Origin of the sequence: Streptomyces sp. NPDC127197, assembly GCF_042672405.1 — a bacterium.
Classification (GTDB): Bacteria; Actinomycetota; Actinomycetes; order Streptomycetales; family Streptomycetaceae; genus Streptomyces; species Streptomyces flavusporus.
This window is the reverse complement of sequence record NZ_JBHXVG010000003.1, coordinates 337,209-351,167: the sequence shown is the minus strand read 5'-3', so window position 1 is coordinate 351,167 and position 13,959 is coordinate 337,209. Positions and strand designations below refer to the sequence as shown.

Here is a 13,959-nt window from a genome sequence, read left to right as displayed (position 1 = left end):
AAGGCCGCAGGAGCGACAGTGGCGGCGATCGGGGGCGGGAATGACCGTTGACAGCGGTTACGCGGACATCTTCGGGCCGCAGGTACCGCGCACGGGCGACGAGGGGCAGACGGCGACGTTCGCGCTGGCCTCTGCGGCGTACCGGGACAACGAGGTCGAGGAGATACTCAAGGCCAACAACGAGTGGCACGAATCGACCGTGAAACCGGGCCAGAAGTGGGCGAAGATCTTCCGGCCCAATCTCGGTGAGGCGTTCTCCCGCGCGGTGGTCGACCGGATGCTCGGCTCCGACCGCAAGCCGCTGATCCAGTCCTTCGGCACCGAACCCCAGGTGGTCGTCGAGCACTGTCTCGCCGCGAACCGCATCCGCCGACAGCGCGACAACCTGCTCACGGTCGTCATGGTGCTGTGCGGGCTGCTCTTCCTGCCCGGCCTCCTGGTGTGGCTGATGGTGTTCACGATCCGCTCCACCATCGCCAAGCGCGAGGACAAACGGGCCTCGACGCTCGCGACCACGCTGCTCGTCGCGGTGGGCGCGCTCGCCGTGATCTTCCTGATCCAGATGCCCTTCACGGGATTCTGGGCCTGGTACGCGCGCGCGTCGGTCGTGCTGCCGGTGATCGGCTGGTTCTGGGCCCGGCAGATCTGCGAGCGCACAGCGAAGGACCTGCGGGAGCGCTGGGACAGCCTGCTCTCGGGCAGCAGCGTCGGCGCGAAGGTGCCCGAGGCGGTGCCGAGCAGCCCCGGGGAGACCGCGGCCGAACAGTTGCGTCAGTCCCTGGCCCGGCTCAGCGCCGAGCAGCAGTCCAACTCCGTCTTCTACGCCGGGCCCAAGGGCATACTCGGCATGGGCACGCGCTGGGGCAGCTGGCAGCTCGCCGAGGATCTGACGCCGGCCGATCCCGACCGGGAGATCCATCCCTTCCGCAGCTGGGACATCATCCGGTCGATCCACGACCAGCTGCGCATGCTGGAGCGCGGTCCGCTGAACACGGGTGGCTTCACGAAGCCGTCGATACGGCACTGGATCGTCACGCCGATCGGGGAGAACGCGAAGGAGGTGTCCCGGCCGGAGGGCACCGACGTGGACGCCTACCAGGTCAAGTCGCACGCCATACAGGACATCTGCAACAAGCAGCAGTTCGGCAGCGGAGACCGGCACTACCTGGGCGTGCAGTGGACGCTGTGGGACGGGCAGCTGGTGATCACCATGCTGATCACCGTGACCGTGCTGTACGAGACGCTGCGCATCGAGGTCACCGGGCATGCGCTGGGACCCGTGCACGCCCTGTTCACCTCGAAGCCTGCGGCCAAGGAGAAGTCGGTACAGAAGTCGCTCAAGCGGTGGGAGACGCGGACGGTGAAGCTTCCGCTGGTCGACACCGACGAGGTGGTACGGCTGGCGGCCCGGGCACCTCTGACCTGGTATCCCCCGCTGCTGAACTGGCTCGGCGGCACCCTCACCCTGCCGGAGCCGTTCGGCCTGCGGCACGCCTGGGCCGACAAGCCCTGGCGCCACCGCTTCATGGCCGACGACGCGCTGCGGGCGGCCACACCGGTGCTGCGGGTGGTGCACTCGGCGGCGATCCGGGTCCTCGAGGAGAACGGCGTGGACACGGAGAAGTTCGGCACCCGCTCGGCATTCCTCAGCACGGCGATCCAGGACCCGACACCCAAGAAGGCAGACCTCTACGACGCGTAGCCCGCCCCTTCGTCCTACCGCGGGCATTCGTGCCTCCCCCAGTGCCTTAAGGGCCTGGGGGACCCCCATGGGCGGCACGGGTGGGCGCGGGCGGCACCCCGTCAACGCCGGGTTGCGCGACGCCCCGCCCACCCCCACGCCGGCTGCATGAAAACCAGCGGCCTCACCCCGCCGGCCAGGCCTCCGCCAACATCTTGCGCGTATCGGCCAGCAACTGCGGCAGCACCCGCGTATGCCCCACCACCGGCATGAAGTTGGTGTCCCCACCCCAGCGCGGCACGATGTGCTGGTGGAGATGCGCGGCGATCCCGGCCCCGGCCACGGTCCCCTGATTCATCCCGATGTTGAACCCGTGTGCCCCGGACGCGGTCCGCAACGCCGTCATCGCCTGCTTCGTCAGCGCGGCCAGCTCAACGGTCTCGGGCCCGGTGAGGTCTGTGTAGTCGGCGACATGCCGATAGGGCACGACCATGAGGTGGCCGCCGTTGTACGGGTACAGGTTCAGCACGGCGTACACCTGCTCACCGCGCCGGATGATCAGCCCGTCCTCGTCGGACTTGGCCGGGATGGAGCAGAAGGGGCAGCCGTCGTCGGCCCCCGGACCGGTGGGCTTGTTCTCGCCCTGGATGTACGCCATCCGGTGGGGCGTCCACAGGCGCTGGAACGCGTCCTGCGTCCCCACTCCGATCTGCTGCTCCGGCTCACTCGTCATGCACTGCAGCATATGGCTTCGCCCGTTCGCGGCGTGTCGCCGGGGCTCGGTGAAAACCACCCGGGCGAAGCTGGGCCGGTGGACGACGACAACCGCACGGCCGGCTGGGAGCGGCGGATGGGGATCCCGCTTGCGGTGGCCTCTCTGCTCTTTCTCGTCTCCTACGGGGTGCGGGTCCTGGGCGAGGGGCTGCCCCAGCCGGTGCGCGATCTGTGTCTGGCGGTGACGTACGCGTCCTGGGCGCTGTTCGTCGTGGACTACGCGGTGCGGTGGCGGCTGAGCGGCGAGGGGTCGGCCTTCGTCCACCGGCACTGGCTGGACTCGCTGGTCGTGCTGCTGCCCCTGCTGCGGCCGCTGAGGATCGTGCGGGTCTACGACGCCCTGCAGGATCGCCGCCGGGGAGAACCCCGGCTGGCCCTGCAGACGCGGGTGATGCTGTACGCGGGCCTGGCATCCACATTGCTCGGCCTCTCCGCCGCCCTTGCCGTGTACCACTACGAGCACCGCGCCCCGGGCGCGACGATCCGCACGTTCGGCGATTCACTGTGGTGGGCCGCCTCCACTCTGGCCACCGTCGGCTATGGCGACGTCGTCCCGGTGACCCTGGTGGGACGGCTGATCGCGGTGGCACTGATGGGCTGCGGCCTCGCGCTGCTCGGCGCGGTGACGGGGTCGTTCTCGTCGTGGCTGATGCAGCGGTTCGCACGTGCCGGGGACGACGCGGGGCCCCCGGCGAGGTGAACTCGCCGGGGGCCCCGCATCACGTACGCGTCAGACCTGCACCCGCTCCTCGACGACCTTCGCGATCTTGGCGATGGCCTCGTCGACGGGGATGCCGTTCTCCTGCGAGCCGTCGCGGTAGCGGAAGGAGACGGCGTTGTTGGCCATGTCCTCGTCACCCGCGATGACCATGAACGGCACCTTCTGCTTCTGGGCGTTGCGGATCTTCTTCTGCATCCGGTCGGAGGAGGAGTCCACCTCGACCCGCAGGCCCTTCTTCCGTGCGGCCGTGGCGAACTTCTCCAGGTACTCGACGTGCGCGTCGCCGATCGGGATGCCGATCGCCTGGACGGGGGCGAGCCAGGCCGGGAAGGCGCCCGCGTAGTGCTCCAGGAGCACCGCGAAGAACCGCTCGATGGAGCCGAACAGCGCGCGGTGGATCATGACCGGGCGCTGCTTGGAGCCGTCCGCGGCCGTGTACTCCAGGTCGAAGCGCTCGGGCAGGTTGAAGTCGAGCTGGATGGTCGACATCTGCCAGGTGCGGCCGATGGCGTCCTTGGTCTGGACGGAGATCTTCGGGCCGTAGAAGGCGGCACCGCCCGGGTCCGGGACCAGCGGCAGGCCCTGCTTCTCGGCGACCTGGCGGAGGGTCTCCGTCGCCTCCTCCCAGGCCTCGTCCGAACCGACGAACTTCTCCGGGTCCTTGGTGGACAGCTCCAGGTAGAAGTCGGTCAGGCCGTAGTCGCGCAGCAGGCCGAGGACGAAGGTGAGCGTCTTGTCCAGTTCCTCGGACATCTGCTCACGCGTGCAGTAGATGTGCGCGTCGTCCTGGGTGAAGCCGCGGGCGCGGGTCAGGCCGTGCACGACGCCCGACTTCTCGTACCGGTACACGGTCCCGAACTCGAAGAGGCGCAACGGCAGTTCGCGGTAGGAGCGGCCGCGTGCATCGAAGATCAGGTTGTGCATCGGGCAGTTCATGGGCTTGAGGTAGTAGTCCACGCCCTCGTCGAGCTGCATGGGCGGGTACATGCCCTCGGCGTACCAGTCCAGGTGGCCCGAGGTCTCGAAGAGCTTCCCCTTGGTGGCGTGCGGGGTGTAGACGAACTCGTAGCCCTCTTCCTCGTGACGGCGCCGCGAGTAGTCCTCCATCACGCGGCGGATGATGCCGCCCTTGGGGTGGAAGACGGCGAGGCCGGAACCGATCTGCTCCGGGATGGAGAACAGGTCGAGCTCGGAGCCGAGCTTGCGGTGGTCGCGCTTCTCGGCCTCGGCGAGGAACTCCAGGTACGCCTTCAGCTCGTCCTTCGACGGCCAGGCGGTGCCGTAGATGCGCTGGAGCATCGGGTTCTTCTCGCTACCGCGCCAGTAGGCGGCCGCGTTGCGCATCAGCTTGAACGCCGGGATGAGGCGGGTGGAGGGCAGGTGGGGACCGCGGCAGAGGTCCTTCCAGCACAGCTCACCGGTCTTGGCGTCCAGGTTGTCGTAGATCGTCAGCTCGCCGGCGCCGACCTCGACGTCCGCGCCGTCCTCGGCGGATGCGGACCCCTTGAGGCCGATCAGTTCCAGCTTGTACGGCTCGTTCGCCAGCTCCTCGCGCGCGGCCTCATCGGTGACGACCCGACGCGAGAAACGCTGGCCGCGCTTCTGGATCTCCTGCATCTTCTTCTCGATGGCCTTGAGATCCTCGGGCGTGAACGGCTTCTCGACATCGAAGTCGTAGTAGAAACCGTCCTTGACCGGCGGGCCGATGCCCAGCTTGGCCTCGGGGAAGAGCTCCTGCACGGCCTGCGCCATGACGTGCGCGGTGGAGTGGCGCAGGATGTTCAGGCCGTCCTCGGAGGAGATCTCCACCGGCTCGACCTCGTCACCCTCGGTCACCGAGTACGCGAGGTCCTTGAGCTCGCCGCCCACGCGTGCGGCGATGATCGAGCGCTCGCCGGCGAAGAGCTCGGCGGCCGTAGTGCCCGTCGTCACCGTGCGCTCTTCCCGCTCGGAATCGCGTTGGATGATCACACGGACGTCTGACACCGGTCTCTCCTGACTGAAGGTGGATGCGGCGCCATACCGAGAGCGCGCGCAATAAGGGATCGTACCGACCCCGGACCACCCCAGGCGAAATCAGTCCCCGCTGCACGCCTCCTCGAAGAAGTCGAGATTCTCCTGCAGCGACTTCATCAGCCGGTCCCGCTCCGCCTCGTCCACCTGCACGGGTACGACGCCACAGGCGCCGGTCAGCCGGCGGAAGCCGCCCCTGCTCTCCAGCCGCCCGTGCACCCGCACCGGCAGTCCGACGAGGTGGGCCTGACCGGCGATCCGGTAGTCCTCCTCGTCCAGCGTCAGCCGGACGTGCGGGATCTCGGCCCCGGCGAGCACCCGCAGCCGTACGGTGCCCTCGCCGCGCCGCTCCGACCTGCGCATCCGGACCACCTCGCCGGTGATCCGCACCGGCACGGACGGCTCCTCGCGCAGATAGCGGGCCCCGGCCTCGCGCAGTACGGGCAGGTCGCCCGGCGAGAACTCGACCGCCTCGTCGGGGGCGGCGGCACCTTCGGGGACTCCGGCGCCCGGCGCCCACTCGACGGCGACCCGGGCACCCTCCGTCCCGCGGACGAGGGCGATGAGGGCCTCGGTGAGCTCGCGGCTGACACCGGCCTCGACGGCGCCGTCGAAGGCGTCCATGCCACCGGTGGCCCGCTGGTAGTCGATGGCCTCGCGGACGGCGTACAGCGCCTGGTGGAGGCGTAGGGCGAGCGGGCGCCCCGGGGCGACGGGCACGAACGCGGTGAGGCGGCGGCCGCCGGTCGCGGCGCCGACCAGGACGCTCTGCAGCATCGAGGCGGCGGTGCGCTTGTGCCGGGCACCGTAGTAGCCGGCACGCGCGCGGGTGGCGAGGGCGCCGGCGAGCAGCATCTGGCGGGCGGCGGTGCGCAGCTGTTCCTCGACGGTCCAGGACGCGGCTCCGGCCGGCCCGCTCGGTACGTCTCGCCACCAGCGGATCTCGTCGCTGGGCACGGTGAGCCCGACCAGCACCTCGCGCGCCGAGGGCGTCGCGCTGCGGGAGAGCGCGACGAGCGCCTCGGCGAGCAGGTCCTCGCTGTCGGGGAAGGCGCGGCTCTCCGGAACGAGCAGGCTGGTGCCGTTGCCGCCGGGTCCCGGCGGCGTCCAGCGGCCGTAGCGTCCGACGGCGCCGCCCCGGCGCTGCCAGCCGTGCCGGTGCAGCAGCGCGCCGAGCACGGCGGGGTCGACCTGGCCGGGCTCCGGCGGCGGCTCGTTCCACGGAGCCTGGGGATGCGGCCGGACCGGCCTCGCCGGCTCGTCGAGCGGGCGGTGCGTCACGGTCTGCCTCCCGTCCCGACCCGCGTCATGATCTCGCACAGCGCCCGGTCGTCGAAGATGCGTGAGGTCGGTATGCGGACGTTGGTCCGGTGCCGGCCGGTGATGGCGTGCCCGGCGAGGTTGACCCAGTAGCAGCAGTGTCTCAGGTCGAGCCGGTCGTGGCTGGCGCGCAGCCACTCGTCCTGCGACCGCGGGACGAGCATCACGACCAGGATCTTGTGCACCGAGACCGGAGTGCGGGCGAGTTTCACCAGGTGGTCGTTGTCGAGCGTGAAGGAGAAGAAGCGCCCGGGAGGGTTCGGTGCGATCTGGTACGTGGCCTTGAGCTGCACCTTGATGGTGACCTCGTCGTCGACCGTGTGCCCGGGCGCGCTGTGGCTGACGTGCCAGTCGATGCCGTTGTCCGGGAAGGGCTGGGAGAGCGAGCAGCCGGCGGCGGCCGCGACGGCGTGCAGATAACCCACCTGCAGTGTCTCCATGCAGGCGGTGGTGGCGAGTGAACCGCGATGGGGCCCCGCGCGTTCGGGCAGCAGCCCGCCCCGCTCGGGCTGCGCTATCGCCATGACCAACAGCCTTCCAAGCAAAGTGATTTCCCCGCGAGGGCCCGCTGAACTGCGCGGACCCGTACTTCTGTTGTCTCCTCCCGGCGTACGGCGCAAACAGCCCGGGTATCACCAAACGGGCAGAAGACGGGGCGTCAGCTGCCATGGGTGAACGAGGAGTTGTGTACGTATGACGTGCTGGTACGAGGGCCCTCTGGCGGCATTCGACACGGAGACAACGGGCGTGGACGTCGAGACCGACCGGATCGTGTCGGCCGCCCTCGTCGTCCAGGACGCCCCTGGCACGCGGCTCCGGGTGAGCCACTGGCTGGTGAACCCGGGCGTACCCGTACCCGCCGAGGCGACGGCGGTGCACGGGCTGACGGAGGATCACCTGGCGCGCAACGGCCGCTGGCCGGCACCGGTGATGCAGGAGATAGCCACCGAGCTGGCCGAACAGGCGTCGGCCGGGCGGCCGTTGGTGGTGATGAACGCACCGTTCGACCTGACGCTCCTCGACCGTGAGCTGCGTCGCCACCGGGCCTCGTCGCTGGGCCACTGGTTCGAGTCGGTGCCTCTGCTCATCCTCGACCCCCGGGTCCTGGACAAGCACCTGGACCGCTACCGCAAGGGCCGTCGCACCCTGACCGATCTGTGTGCGCACTACGGCGTCGCCCTGGACGGCGCGCACGACGCGGCCGCGGACGCGCTGGCCGCGCTGGAGGTCGTACGGGCCATAGGCCGCCGTTTCCCGTCACGGCTGGAACGCCTCACCCCCGCCGAGCTGCATCCACTGCAGGCGGTGTGGCATGCGGCACAGGCACGCGGCCTGCAGGCGTGGTTCGCCCGCAGCGGCAGCGAGGAGGCGGTGGACCCGGCATGGCCGCTGCGCCCGGACCTGCCGACGGCGGCGTAGCGGACATCAAAAAAGCCGGTCCGCTGCGGCGGACCGGCCTTTCCCGGTGGGCGATACTGGGTTCGAACCAGTGACCTCTTCGGTGTGAACGAAGCGCTCTCCCACTGAGCTAATCGCCCGGGAACGCACTGAACAATACAGGTGTCCGCGGGTCTGGTTCAAACCGCTTCGAGGTACGCCAGCAGGCCGCGCCGTCCGGCCCGCATCATCAGCCGGTGGTTGGCCCGGAAGACCGGCCGCCCCGGTACGGCGAACCGCCTGAGCAGCGGCTTGGCCACGTCGACCACCTGGTCGTAGCGGGCGAGACATCCACCGTCGGCCGACGTGACCGTCCAGCGCGCCCAGCCCTCGATGTCGTCGGACATCGCGACCTCCAGCACCCCGGCCGCCGGGTCGCGGCGCACCTCGCGGGCCGTGAAGGTCATGTCGTACGGGAGGAGCGACCGGATCCGGATCACGCCCGTGGTGTCGTCGACCCGCTGGACCTCGCGCACCTGACGCCACCAGCGGGGGTAGCCCTCCGGCCGCGCCAGCACGCCGTACACGGTGGCGGGCGGGGCGGGCAGGGGCCACAGGCTGCGGAAGCGGTAGTGGGTCCAGTCCATGCGAAGAGTGTGCCCATCCAGGGACATTCCCCTACCACGTCTGAGTACCTTCTGAGTACGCGTACTCATGGCGCACCGCGTGACGTGGGCCACACTCCAGAGCGAGCGCCGCCGCCCGTGCGGCGGCGCTCTTCCTGCCCCCGACCGGAGTGCTAGGACGGCATCTTGTCGCCCAGCAGCGCCAGGTTCTCAATGGCCGCGAGTCCGTACAGCGCGGTGTCGTTCGTGGACACCCAGGTCGCCTCGCTGCCCGGGACCAGCGAGACCGGGCCACTCAGCTCCTCCGTCTTCCACGGAGCCGACTCCTTGTAGCCGTCGGAGTTGTAGAACTTCTCCCACGCGCGCTTGGCGAGCTTCTCGTCGCCGGTCTGGACGGCGGCATACGCGTCGAGGCGCGAATGGCCCTGAAAGAGGATGAGGCTGCCGAAGTTGGAACCGTAGCGCGCCGCCTGCTCCGCCTTCGTCGCGTTGAAGTAGCGACAGTAGTCGAAGTACGCCTCGTTGAACTTCGGCATGTCGACCAGGTCGATGAGCTCGGCGCACAGCTCGTTGAGACCGAACACGGCGGAGAGGTGCGAGACACCCACCACCGGCTTGTCGGCGATGGCGAACTTGCCCGTGTCGAGGTCGTAGAGCCCACTCCCCTGCACGAAGCCGTTCGGCTGCGCGGCGATCGTCTCCATCGTCGACAGGACGCGCGCCTTGGCCTTCTCCCACTTGGGGCCCTTGCGCTCCCACTCCGTCAGCCACGCCGACACGAGCCCGCTCCAGTCCGTGCCGAAGCCGATCGACAGCGCGTGCCGGTCGGGCGTGTACGGCTCGGTGCGGATCTTGCGGATCGGGTCGAGGACGAGGAAGGTCTCGTCAGAGTCGACGTTGGCGTGCATGAGGTCGCCGACCCGCTCGTCCGCCGTGAGGAAGTAGTAGTAGCGGCGGTACGTGGTGTTGGCGATGCGCTGCTGCTTGGCGCTGTCGGCGTAGTGCTGTACGCCATGCCGGGTGCCGAGGCCGGCCCATTTGCCGAGGTGGTAGACGTCGACCTCGCCCGTGTGCCGGGTCATCGCCTCGGCGAACCGGAAGATGTCCGCGCGGCCGCTTCTCAGATACGCGAACCACAGCCAGAGGTCCGGCGAGAGCTCGGAGTTGTCCCAGGCGTAGCCGCCGATGTCGTACCGCCACTGGTGCCTGACGGTGTCGTAGGTGTGCATGATGTCGCCGTAGTCCCAGAAGCCGTACCAACGGCGCATCTCCACCTGGTCCTTGTAGTAGGTGAAGAGGAAGTCGAGGTGGTCCTCGATCTTGGCCTTGGCGGGTGTGGAACGGTCCGGCTCGGAGTAGAGCCCCGGCCCGAAGACCTTGGCCTTGATGAGCTGCTTGGGCGGGGCGGCGAGCTGCGGCAACACGCGTACGGCCTCGACCTGTTGAGCCAGAACTTCTGCTGAGGGCGTCGACTCGTTGGCCCAGAAGAGGAGTTCGGAGGTGCGGGCGATTCCGTAGGGGGTGCCGAAGCCGGGCTCGTAGTCCTCGTAGGTGATGTTGAGGCCCTCAAGCTGCTCGGGGTAGGTGTCCTGGCCCATGCCGTCGTGGTAGAAGCGCAGGTCCATGGGCTGCGCCTCGGGCGACCAGAGCCACATGGTGACCTCGGCCTCGTCGGTGTGGGCGTCGCGGATGTCGAGCTGCGCGGGGAACTTCTCCCAGAAGTCCCGCAGCCCGAAGGAGAATCCGCCGCTGACCCCACCGACGTAACCGAAGCCGGAGGCGCGCCGGCCACCGCCGGCGCCGATCCAGCCGTAGCCCTTCTTCGTGCGCTTGCGCAGGGTGAAGCCGTCGGCGGAGAGCTGGGAGAGGGTGTAGTCGCCCCACTCGGGGATGTACTGGAGCCGGGTCGTGACCCGCTGGTCCCAGGTGGACGGGTCGGGCAGCTTCTGCCCCGCGAACTGCGCCGCCTGTACGGCCGTCCCCGGGTCGCGGCGCAGTCCGGTGATGCCCTTGACGGCCTCGCGGAGCATGCCGGTGCCCTCGCCGCCGATGCGGATGTGGCGGTCGTACGACTCGTCGCGCATCGGCACGGTGAAGCGCACGCCGATGCCGCGGATGAAGTCGCCGCTCGCCTTGCCCGGCTCCTGGGTGCCGTCGTAGGTGATGGTGTGCACCATGCGGAAGGAGTCCGCGCCCGCGTAGAAGTACAACCGGATCGAGAACGGCATCCAACTCCGGTCACCCTTGCGGTGCTTGCCGTCGATGCGGACGACGGCCCGGACCGGGCCCTCCTGCTCGACGGCGACCTCGCCGATGGCTCCCTCGAAGCGCTCGTACTTCACCGTGCCCTGGTCGCCGTCCTCGATCTCCGGCTGGCGGAGCAGGACGAGGCGGCCGTTCTTGGCGATCTCGGTGGAGCCGCGGGTGACCGACTTGATCAGCGTGGCGCCGGACTTGCCGATCTTCGCGGTGATGACGCCGGTCGAGACGTCGATGGTGCCGCCGCTCTTGTCGACGGTGACCTTCTTGGCGGGCGCCTCTGGCGTGCCGGCCGTCAACGTCAGCTTTCCGGATCCCGAACTGACCGCGTGCGCGGTCCACTTGAGGGAACCGTCCGGCCAGTACGCGATGGGCCACGACTGCACGGGTACGGCCTTGCCGTCCGCGTCCGTCAGCGCGAACGTCTGGTCCTCCTGGTACACGCCCTTCGGCCAGGGGACACCGACGGTGGAGCCGGGGGCGGCACCCAGGCCGCCGTCCTCCAGCCAGTCCAGGATCACGGGAGCCGCGTCGGCGGCCTCGGCTCTGGGCGCGGCCTGCGCGTTCGAGCCGAGCGCCCAGCTGAACTGCGCGGCGGCTCCGGCGACCGCGGCCGCCTTGAGGAGGGACCTGCGAGGGATGGGGGACATGGCCTTTCCTTTCCGTGCGGGTGCAAGGGGGTGGTCAAGGGCATGACAGAGAGAGGTACGGCACCCAGGGCGCCGGCCTTGTGCGAGGCGCCACCCGTCAGCGGTGCCGGTACCGCTCCTCCACGGCGACGGCGGCCGCCGCGACGGCCCCCAGGACGGGGACCGCCAGCGGCGCGACGAACAGGGCGGAACAGGCGACGACCGCCAGTCCGCCGACGAGCAGGAAGGACCCGGCCGGGTCCAGGACCGTCCGGCGTCCGGCGTCCGCCAGCAGTGCCCGCCACCTGGCGCCCGGCGTCCACACCGCCGCCGCACGCAGCCCGGCGACGGCGAGCCCGATCAGCGCGAACAGGCCGACCGCCCCGACGAACGACCCGCCGGGAATTCCGGCGCGCGCGGCCTGGACGTCCACCCAGACCGCGGCCACCGCTGCCCACCCGGCGAGCCCGACGATCCACCCGCCGCGCACGGCCTCCCGGAAGTCCACGACGAACTCCCGCCAGCCACCGCCCTCGTGGGCCGTACTACGCCGCAGATGCCGCGCGCCGGCGGCGAAGGCCGCGGGGTAGGTGACGACCCCCAGGCAGGCCACGGCGATCCACACGCCGGTGAGCAGGCACTCGGCGAAGACCGCGAAGCGCTCGCCGAACACGGACTCCTTGCGCGGGGCGCGGGCCTTCACGCGTGCTTGCGCCATGGTGACCGCCTCAGCCCTTCAGTCCGGAGGTCGCCATACCGTCGATGAGGTAGCGCTGGAAGGCCATGAAGAAGGCGATGACCGGTATCAGCGCCACCAGCGACATCGCGATCATGCTGCCGTAGTTGGAGATGCCCTCCTGGTCGCGGAACATCATCAGGCCGAGCGAAACGGTGTACTTCTCAGGGGTGTTGAGGTAGATCAACGGCCCCATGAAGTCGTTCCAGGCGTTGATGAAGGTGAAGATCGCGCTGGTGATGATGGCGGGGCGGCTCAGCGGCAGCACGATCGACCAGTAGGTGCGCAGATGCCCGCAGCCGTCGAGCTTGGCAGCCTCGTCAAGTTCCTTGGGGAGCCCGCGCATGAACTGCACCATCAGGAACACGAAGAAGGCTTCCGTGGCCAGGAACTTGCCCGCGACGAGCGGCACCAGGGTGTCGGTGAGCTCGAGGTTGCGGAAGAGCACGTACTGCGGGATGAGCAGCACGTGGTACGGCAGCAGCAGCGTGCCGATCATCAGCGTGAAGAGCAGGTTCCGTCCGGCGAACCGGATCTTGGCGAAGGCGTACGCGGTCAGCGAGCTGGACAGCACGACACCGACCACGGCCAGGACCGCGTACATCAGCGAGTTGGTGAAGAAGCTGGTGATGGGGATGCCGGAGATGCCGTCGGCGAGCCCGGAGAAGTTCGCCCAGACCGGCTCGGTCGGCAGCAGGTCGAGGCTGGCGATGATGTCCTTGCTCGGCTTGAACGAGGCACCGATCACCCAGATCACGGGATACAGGACGACCGCGAGCACGACGAGCGCGCCCACGTGCCAGGCGATCGATCCGAAGCGCCGCCGCTCGTTCGCGGTGCGCAGGGCAGGGCTGGTGGCACTGGTCACTTGGCGGCCTCCTCGTAGTGCACCCACTTCTTCTGCGACCAGAACAGGACCGCCGTGACGAGCGCCACCGCGATCACCAGCGTCCAGGCCATCGCGGAGGCGAAGCCCATCTGGGCCTCCTTGAAGCCCTTCTGGTAGAGGTAACAGGTGTAGACGAGCGTGGCGTCGGCGGGCCCGCACCGGGTGTCGGAGACGACGTACGCGGAGCCGAACACCTGGAACGCGTGGATGGACTCCAGCAGCACGTTGAAGAACAGCACCGGGGAGATCATCGGCAGCGTGATGTTCCAGAACCGCCGCAGCGGACCGGCCCCGTCCACCTCGGCGGCCTCGTACAGCTCCTGCGGGACCTGCTTGAGGCCGGCCAGGAAGATGACCATCGGCGCGCCGAACTGCCAGATGCTCAGCGCCACCAGGGCGTAGATGACGTAGTCCGGGTTGCCGATCCAGCCGCCCACGTCGAGCCCGAAGATCTTCTGCGTGCGGTCCACGATCGCGTCGTCCGAGAACAGCGCCCGCCACACGAAGCCGACGGAGACGCTGGCGCCGATGAGCGAGGGCATGTAGAACGCGGCCCGGTACAGGCCCTGTCCGCGCCGCTTCTGCGCGAGCAGCAGCGCGACACCGAGCGCGAGCAGCAGCTTCAGCGGTGTGGCCACGACGACGTACTTCAGCGTGACCTCGACCGACTTCTGCCAGCGCGGGTCCTGGAACATCGTCGTGAAGTTGTCCAGCCCCACCCACTGGGGCGGCGTGAACAGGTTGTAGCTGGTGAACGCGTAGTACAGCGACGCGATCATCGGCCCCGCCGTGAGCAGCAGGAAGCCCGCGATCCACGGCGACATGAAGAGATAGCCGGCGAGGTTCTCGCGGCGCCGCCCGCGCCGCCCGGCGGCAGGAGCGGCGGGCCGCTTCTTCGCCGGGCGCGTGGGCGCTTCCTTGACGAGCGTCATGG

At 69.3% G+C, this 13,959-nt stretch carries 12 protein-coding genes and 1 tRNA gene; 3 read left to right on the top strand and 10 right to left on the bottom strand.

Going from position 1 to position 13,959, the window contains the following annotated elements:
* Positions 1-40 precede the first annotated feature (40 nt).
* Positions 41-1,702: a hypothetical protein gene (locus tag ACFVJQ_RS06750; RefSeq protein ID WP_385511425.1), complete on the top strand. Its 1,662-nt coding sequence runs from the start codon at positions 41-43 to the stop codon at positions 1,700-1,702.
* A 163-nt stretch (positions 1,703-1,865) separates the two neighbouring features.
* Here ACFVJQ_RS06750 and ACFVJQ_RS06745 read toward each other — a convergent pair whose 3' ends face one another.
* The gene (locus ACFVJQ_RS06745; protein WP_385511427.1) at positions 1,866-2,426 is read right to left on the bottom strand and encodes an HIT family protein; all 561 of its coding nucleotides are present in this window, start codon (positions 2,424-2,426) and stop codon (positions 1,866-1,868) included.
* Positions 2,427-2,492: 66 nt separating this feature from the next.
* Here ACFVJQ_RS06745 and ACFVJQ_RS06740 point away from each other — a divergent pair, with 66 nt between their 5' ends.
* On the top strand, positions 2,493-3,155 hold the full coding sequence (locus tag ACFVJQ_RS06740; RefSeq protein ID WP_385781473.1) for a potassium channel family protein: 663 nt from the start codon (positions 2,493-2,495) through the stop codon (positions 3,153-3,155).
* Between the two features lie 30 nt (positions 3,156-3,185).
* On the opposite strand, the gene thrS is transcribed toward ACFVJQ_RS06740, so the two are convergent.
* From thrS to ACFVJQ_RS06725, 3 genes are all read right to left on the bottom strand, one after another.
* Entirely contained in the window at positions 3,186-5,162 is a 1,977-nt protein-coding gene (gene thrS / locus ACFVJQ_RS06735) for a threonine--tRNA ligase (protein ID WP_385511430.1), read from the bottom strand.
* Positions 5,163-5,252: 90 nt separating this feature from the next.
* On the bottom strand, positions 5,253-6,470 hold the full coding sequence (locus tag ACFVJQ_RS06730; RefSeq protein ID WP_385511432.1) for a hypothetical protein: 1,218 nt from the start codon (positions 6,468-6,470) through the stop codon (positions 5,253-5,255).
* On the bottom strand, positions 6,467-7,033 hold the full coding sequence (locus ACFVJQ_RS06725) for a DUF4365 domain-containing protein (RefSeq protein WP_385511433.1): 567 nt from the start codon (positions 7,031-7,033) through the stop codon (positions 6,467-6,469). The genes ACFVJQ_RS06730 and ACFVJQ_RS06725 overlap by 4 nt, the downstream gene beginning before the upstream one ends.
* A gap of 169 nt (positions 7,034-7,202) precedes the next feature.
* Between ACFVJQ_RS06725 and ACFVJQ_RS06720 the strand changes: the two genes are divergently transcribed.
* Positions 7,203-7,928 carry a 3'-5' exonuclease gene (locus ACFVJQ_RS06720; RefSeq protein ID WP_385781469.1) on the top strand — a complete coding sequence of 242 codons (726 nt, stop codon included), beginning with the start codon at positions 7,203-7,205 and terminating at the stop codon, positions 7,926-7,928.
* Positions 7,929-7,975: 47 nt separating this feature from the next.
* Here the strand turns inward: ACFVJQ_RS06720 and ACFVJQ_RS06715 are convergent.
* From ACFVJQ_RS06715 to ACFVJQ_RS06690, 6 genes are all read right to left on the bottom strand, one after another.
* Positions 7,976-8,047: transfer RNA gene (locus tag ACFVJQ_RS06715), tRNA-Val, on the bottom strand.
* A gap of 39 nt (positions 8,048-8,086) precedes the next feature.
* The gene (locus tag ACFVJQ_RS06710) at positions 8,087-8,533 is read right to left on the bottom strand and encodes an SRPBCC family protein (RefSeq protein WP_385781467.1); all 447 of its coding nucleotides are present in this window, start codon (positions 8,531-8,533) and stop codon (positions 8,087-8,089) included.
* A 152-nt stretch (positions 8,534-8,685) separates the two neighbouring features.
* Positions 8,686-11,421, bottom strand: a complete 2,736-nt coding sequence (locus ACFVJQ_RS06705; protein WP_385781464.1) for a Tat pathway signal sequence domain protein — start codon at positions 11,419-11,421, stop codon at positions 8,686-8,688.
* 97 nt (positions 11,422-11,518) lie between these two features.
* The gene (locus ACFVJQ_RS06700; RefSeq protein WP_385781461.1) at positions 11,519-12,118 is read right to left on the bottom strand and encodes a hypothetical protein; all 600 of its coding nucleotides are present in this window, start codon (positions 12,116-12,118) and stop codon (positions 11,519-11,521) included.
* Positions 12,119-12,128: 10 nt separating this feature from the next.
* The gene (locus ACFVJQ_RS06695; RefSeq protein ID WP_385511440.1) at positions 12,129-13,004 is read right to left on the bottom strand and encodes a carbohydrate ABC transporter permease; all 876 of its coding nucleotides are present in this window, start codon (positions 13,002-13,004) and stop codon (positions 12,129-12,131) included.
* Positions 13,001-13,957, bottom strand: coding sequence for a carbohydrate ABC transporter permease (locus ACFVJQ_RS06690; RefSeq protein ID WP_385781458.1), 957 nt, complete (start codon positions 13,955-13,957; stop codon positions 13,001-13,003). The genes ACFVJQ_RS06695 and ACFVJQ_RS06690 overlap by 4 nt, the downstream gene beginning before the upstream one ends.
* Between the last annotated feature and the right edge of the window lie 2 nt (positions 13,958-13,959).

Coding starts and splice junctions, on each gene's coding strand:
- ACFVJQ_RS06750 (WP_385511425.1), top strand. CDS start 41: ATGACCGTTGACAGCGGTTACGCGGACATCTTCGGGCCGCAGGTACCG.
- ACFVJQ_RS06745 (WP_385511427.1), bottom strand. CDS start 2,426: ATGCTGCAGTGCATGACGAGTGAGCCGGAGCAGCAGATCGGAGTGGGG.
- ACFVJQ_RS06725 (WP_385511433.1), bottom strand. CDS start 7,033: ATGGCGATAGCGCAGCCCGAGCGGGGCGGGCTGCTGCCCGAACGCGCG.
- ACFVJQ_RS06720 (WP_385781469.1), top strand. CDS start 7,203: ATGACGTGCTGGTACGAGGGCCCTCTGGCGGCATTCGACACGGAGACA.
- ACFVJQ_RS06710 (WP_385781467.1), bottom strand. CDS start 8,533: ATGGACTGGACCCACTACCGCTTCCGCAGCCTGTGGCCCCTGCCCGCC.
- ACFVJQ_RS06705 (WP_385781464.1), bottom strand. CDS start 11,421: ATGTCCCCCATCCCTCGCAGGTCCCTCCTCAAGGCGGCCGCGGTCGCC.
- ACFVJQ_RS06700 (WP_385781461.1), bottom strand. CDS start 12,118: ATGGCGCAAGCACGCGTGAAGGCCCGCGCCCCGCGCAAGGAGTCCGTG.
- ACFVJQ_RS06690 (WP_385781458.1), bottom strand. CDS start 13,957: ATGACGCTCGTCAAGGAAGCGCCCACGCGCCCGGCGAAGAAGCGGCCC.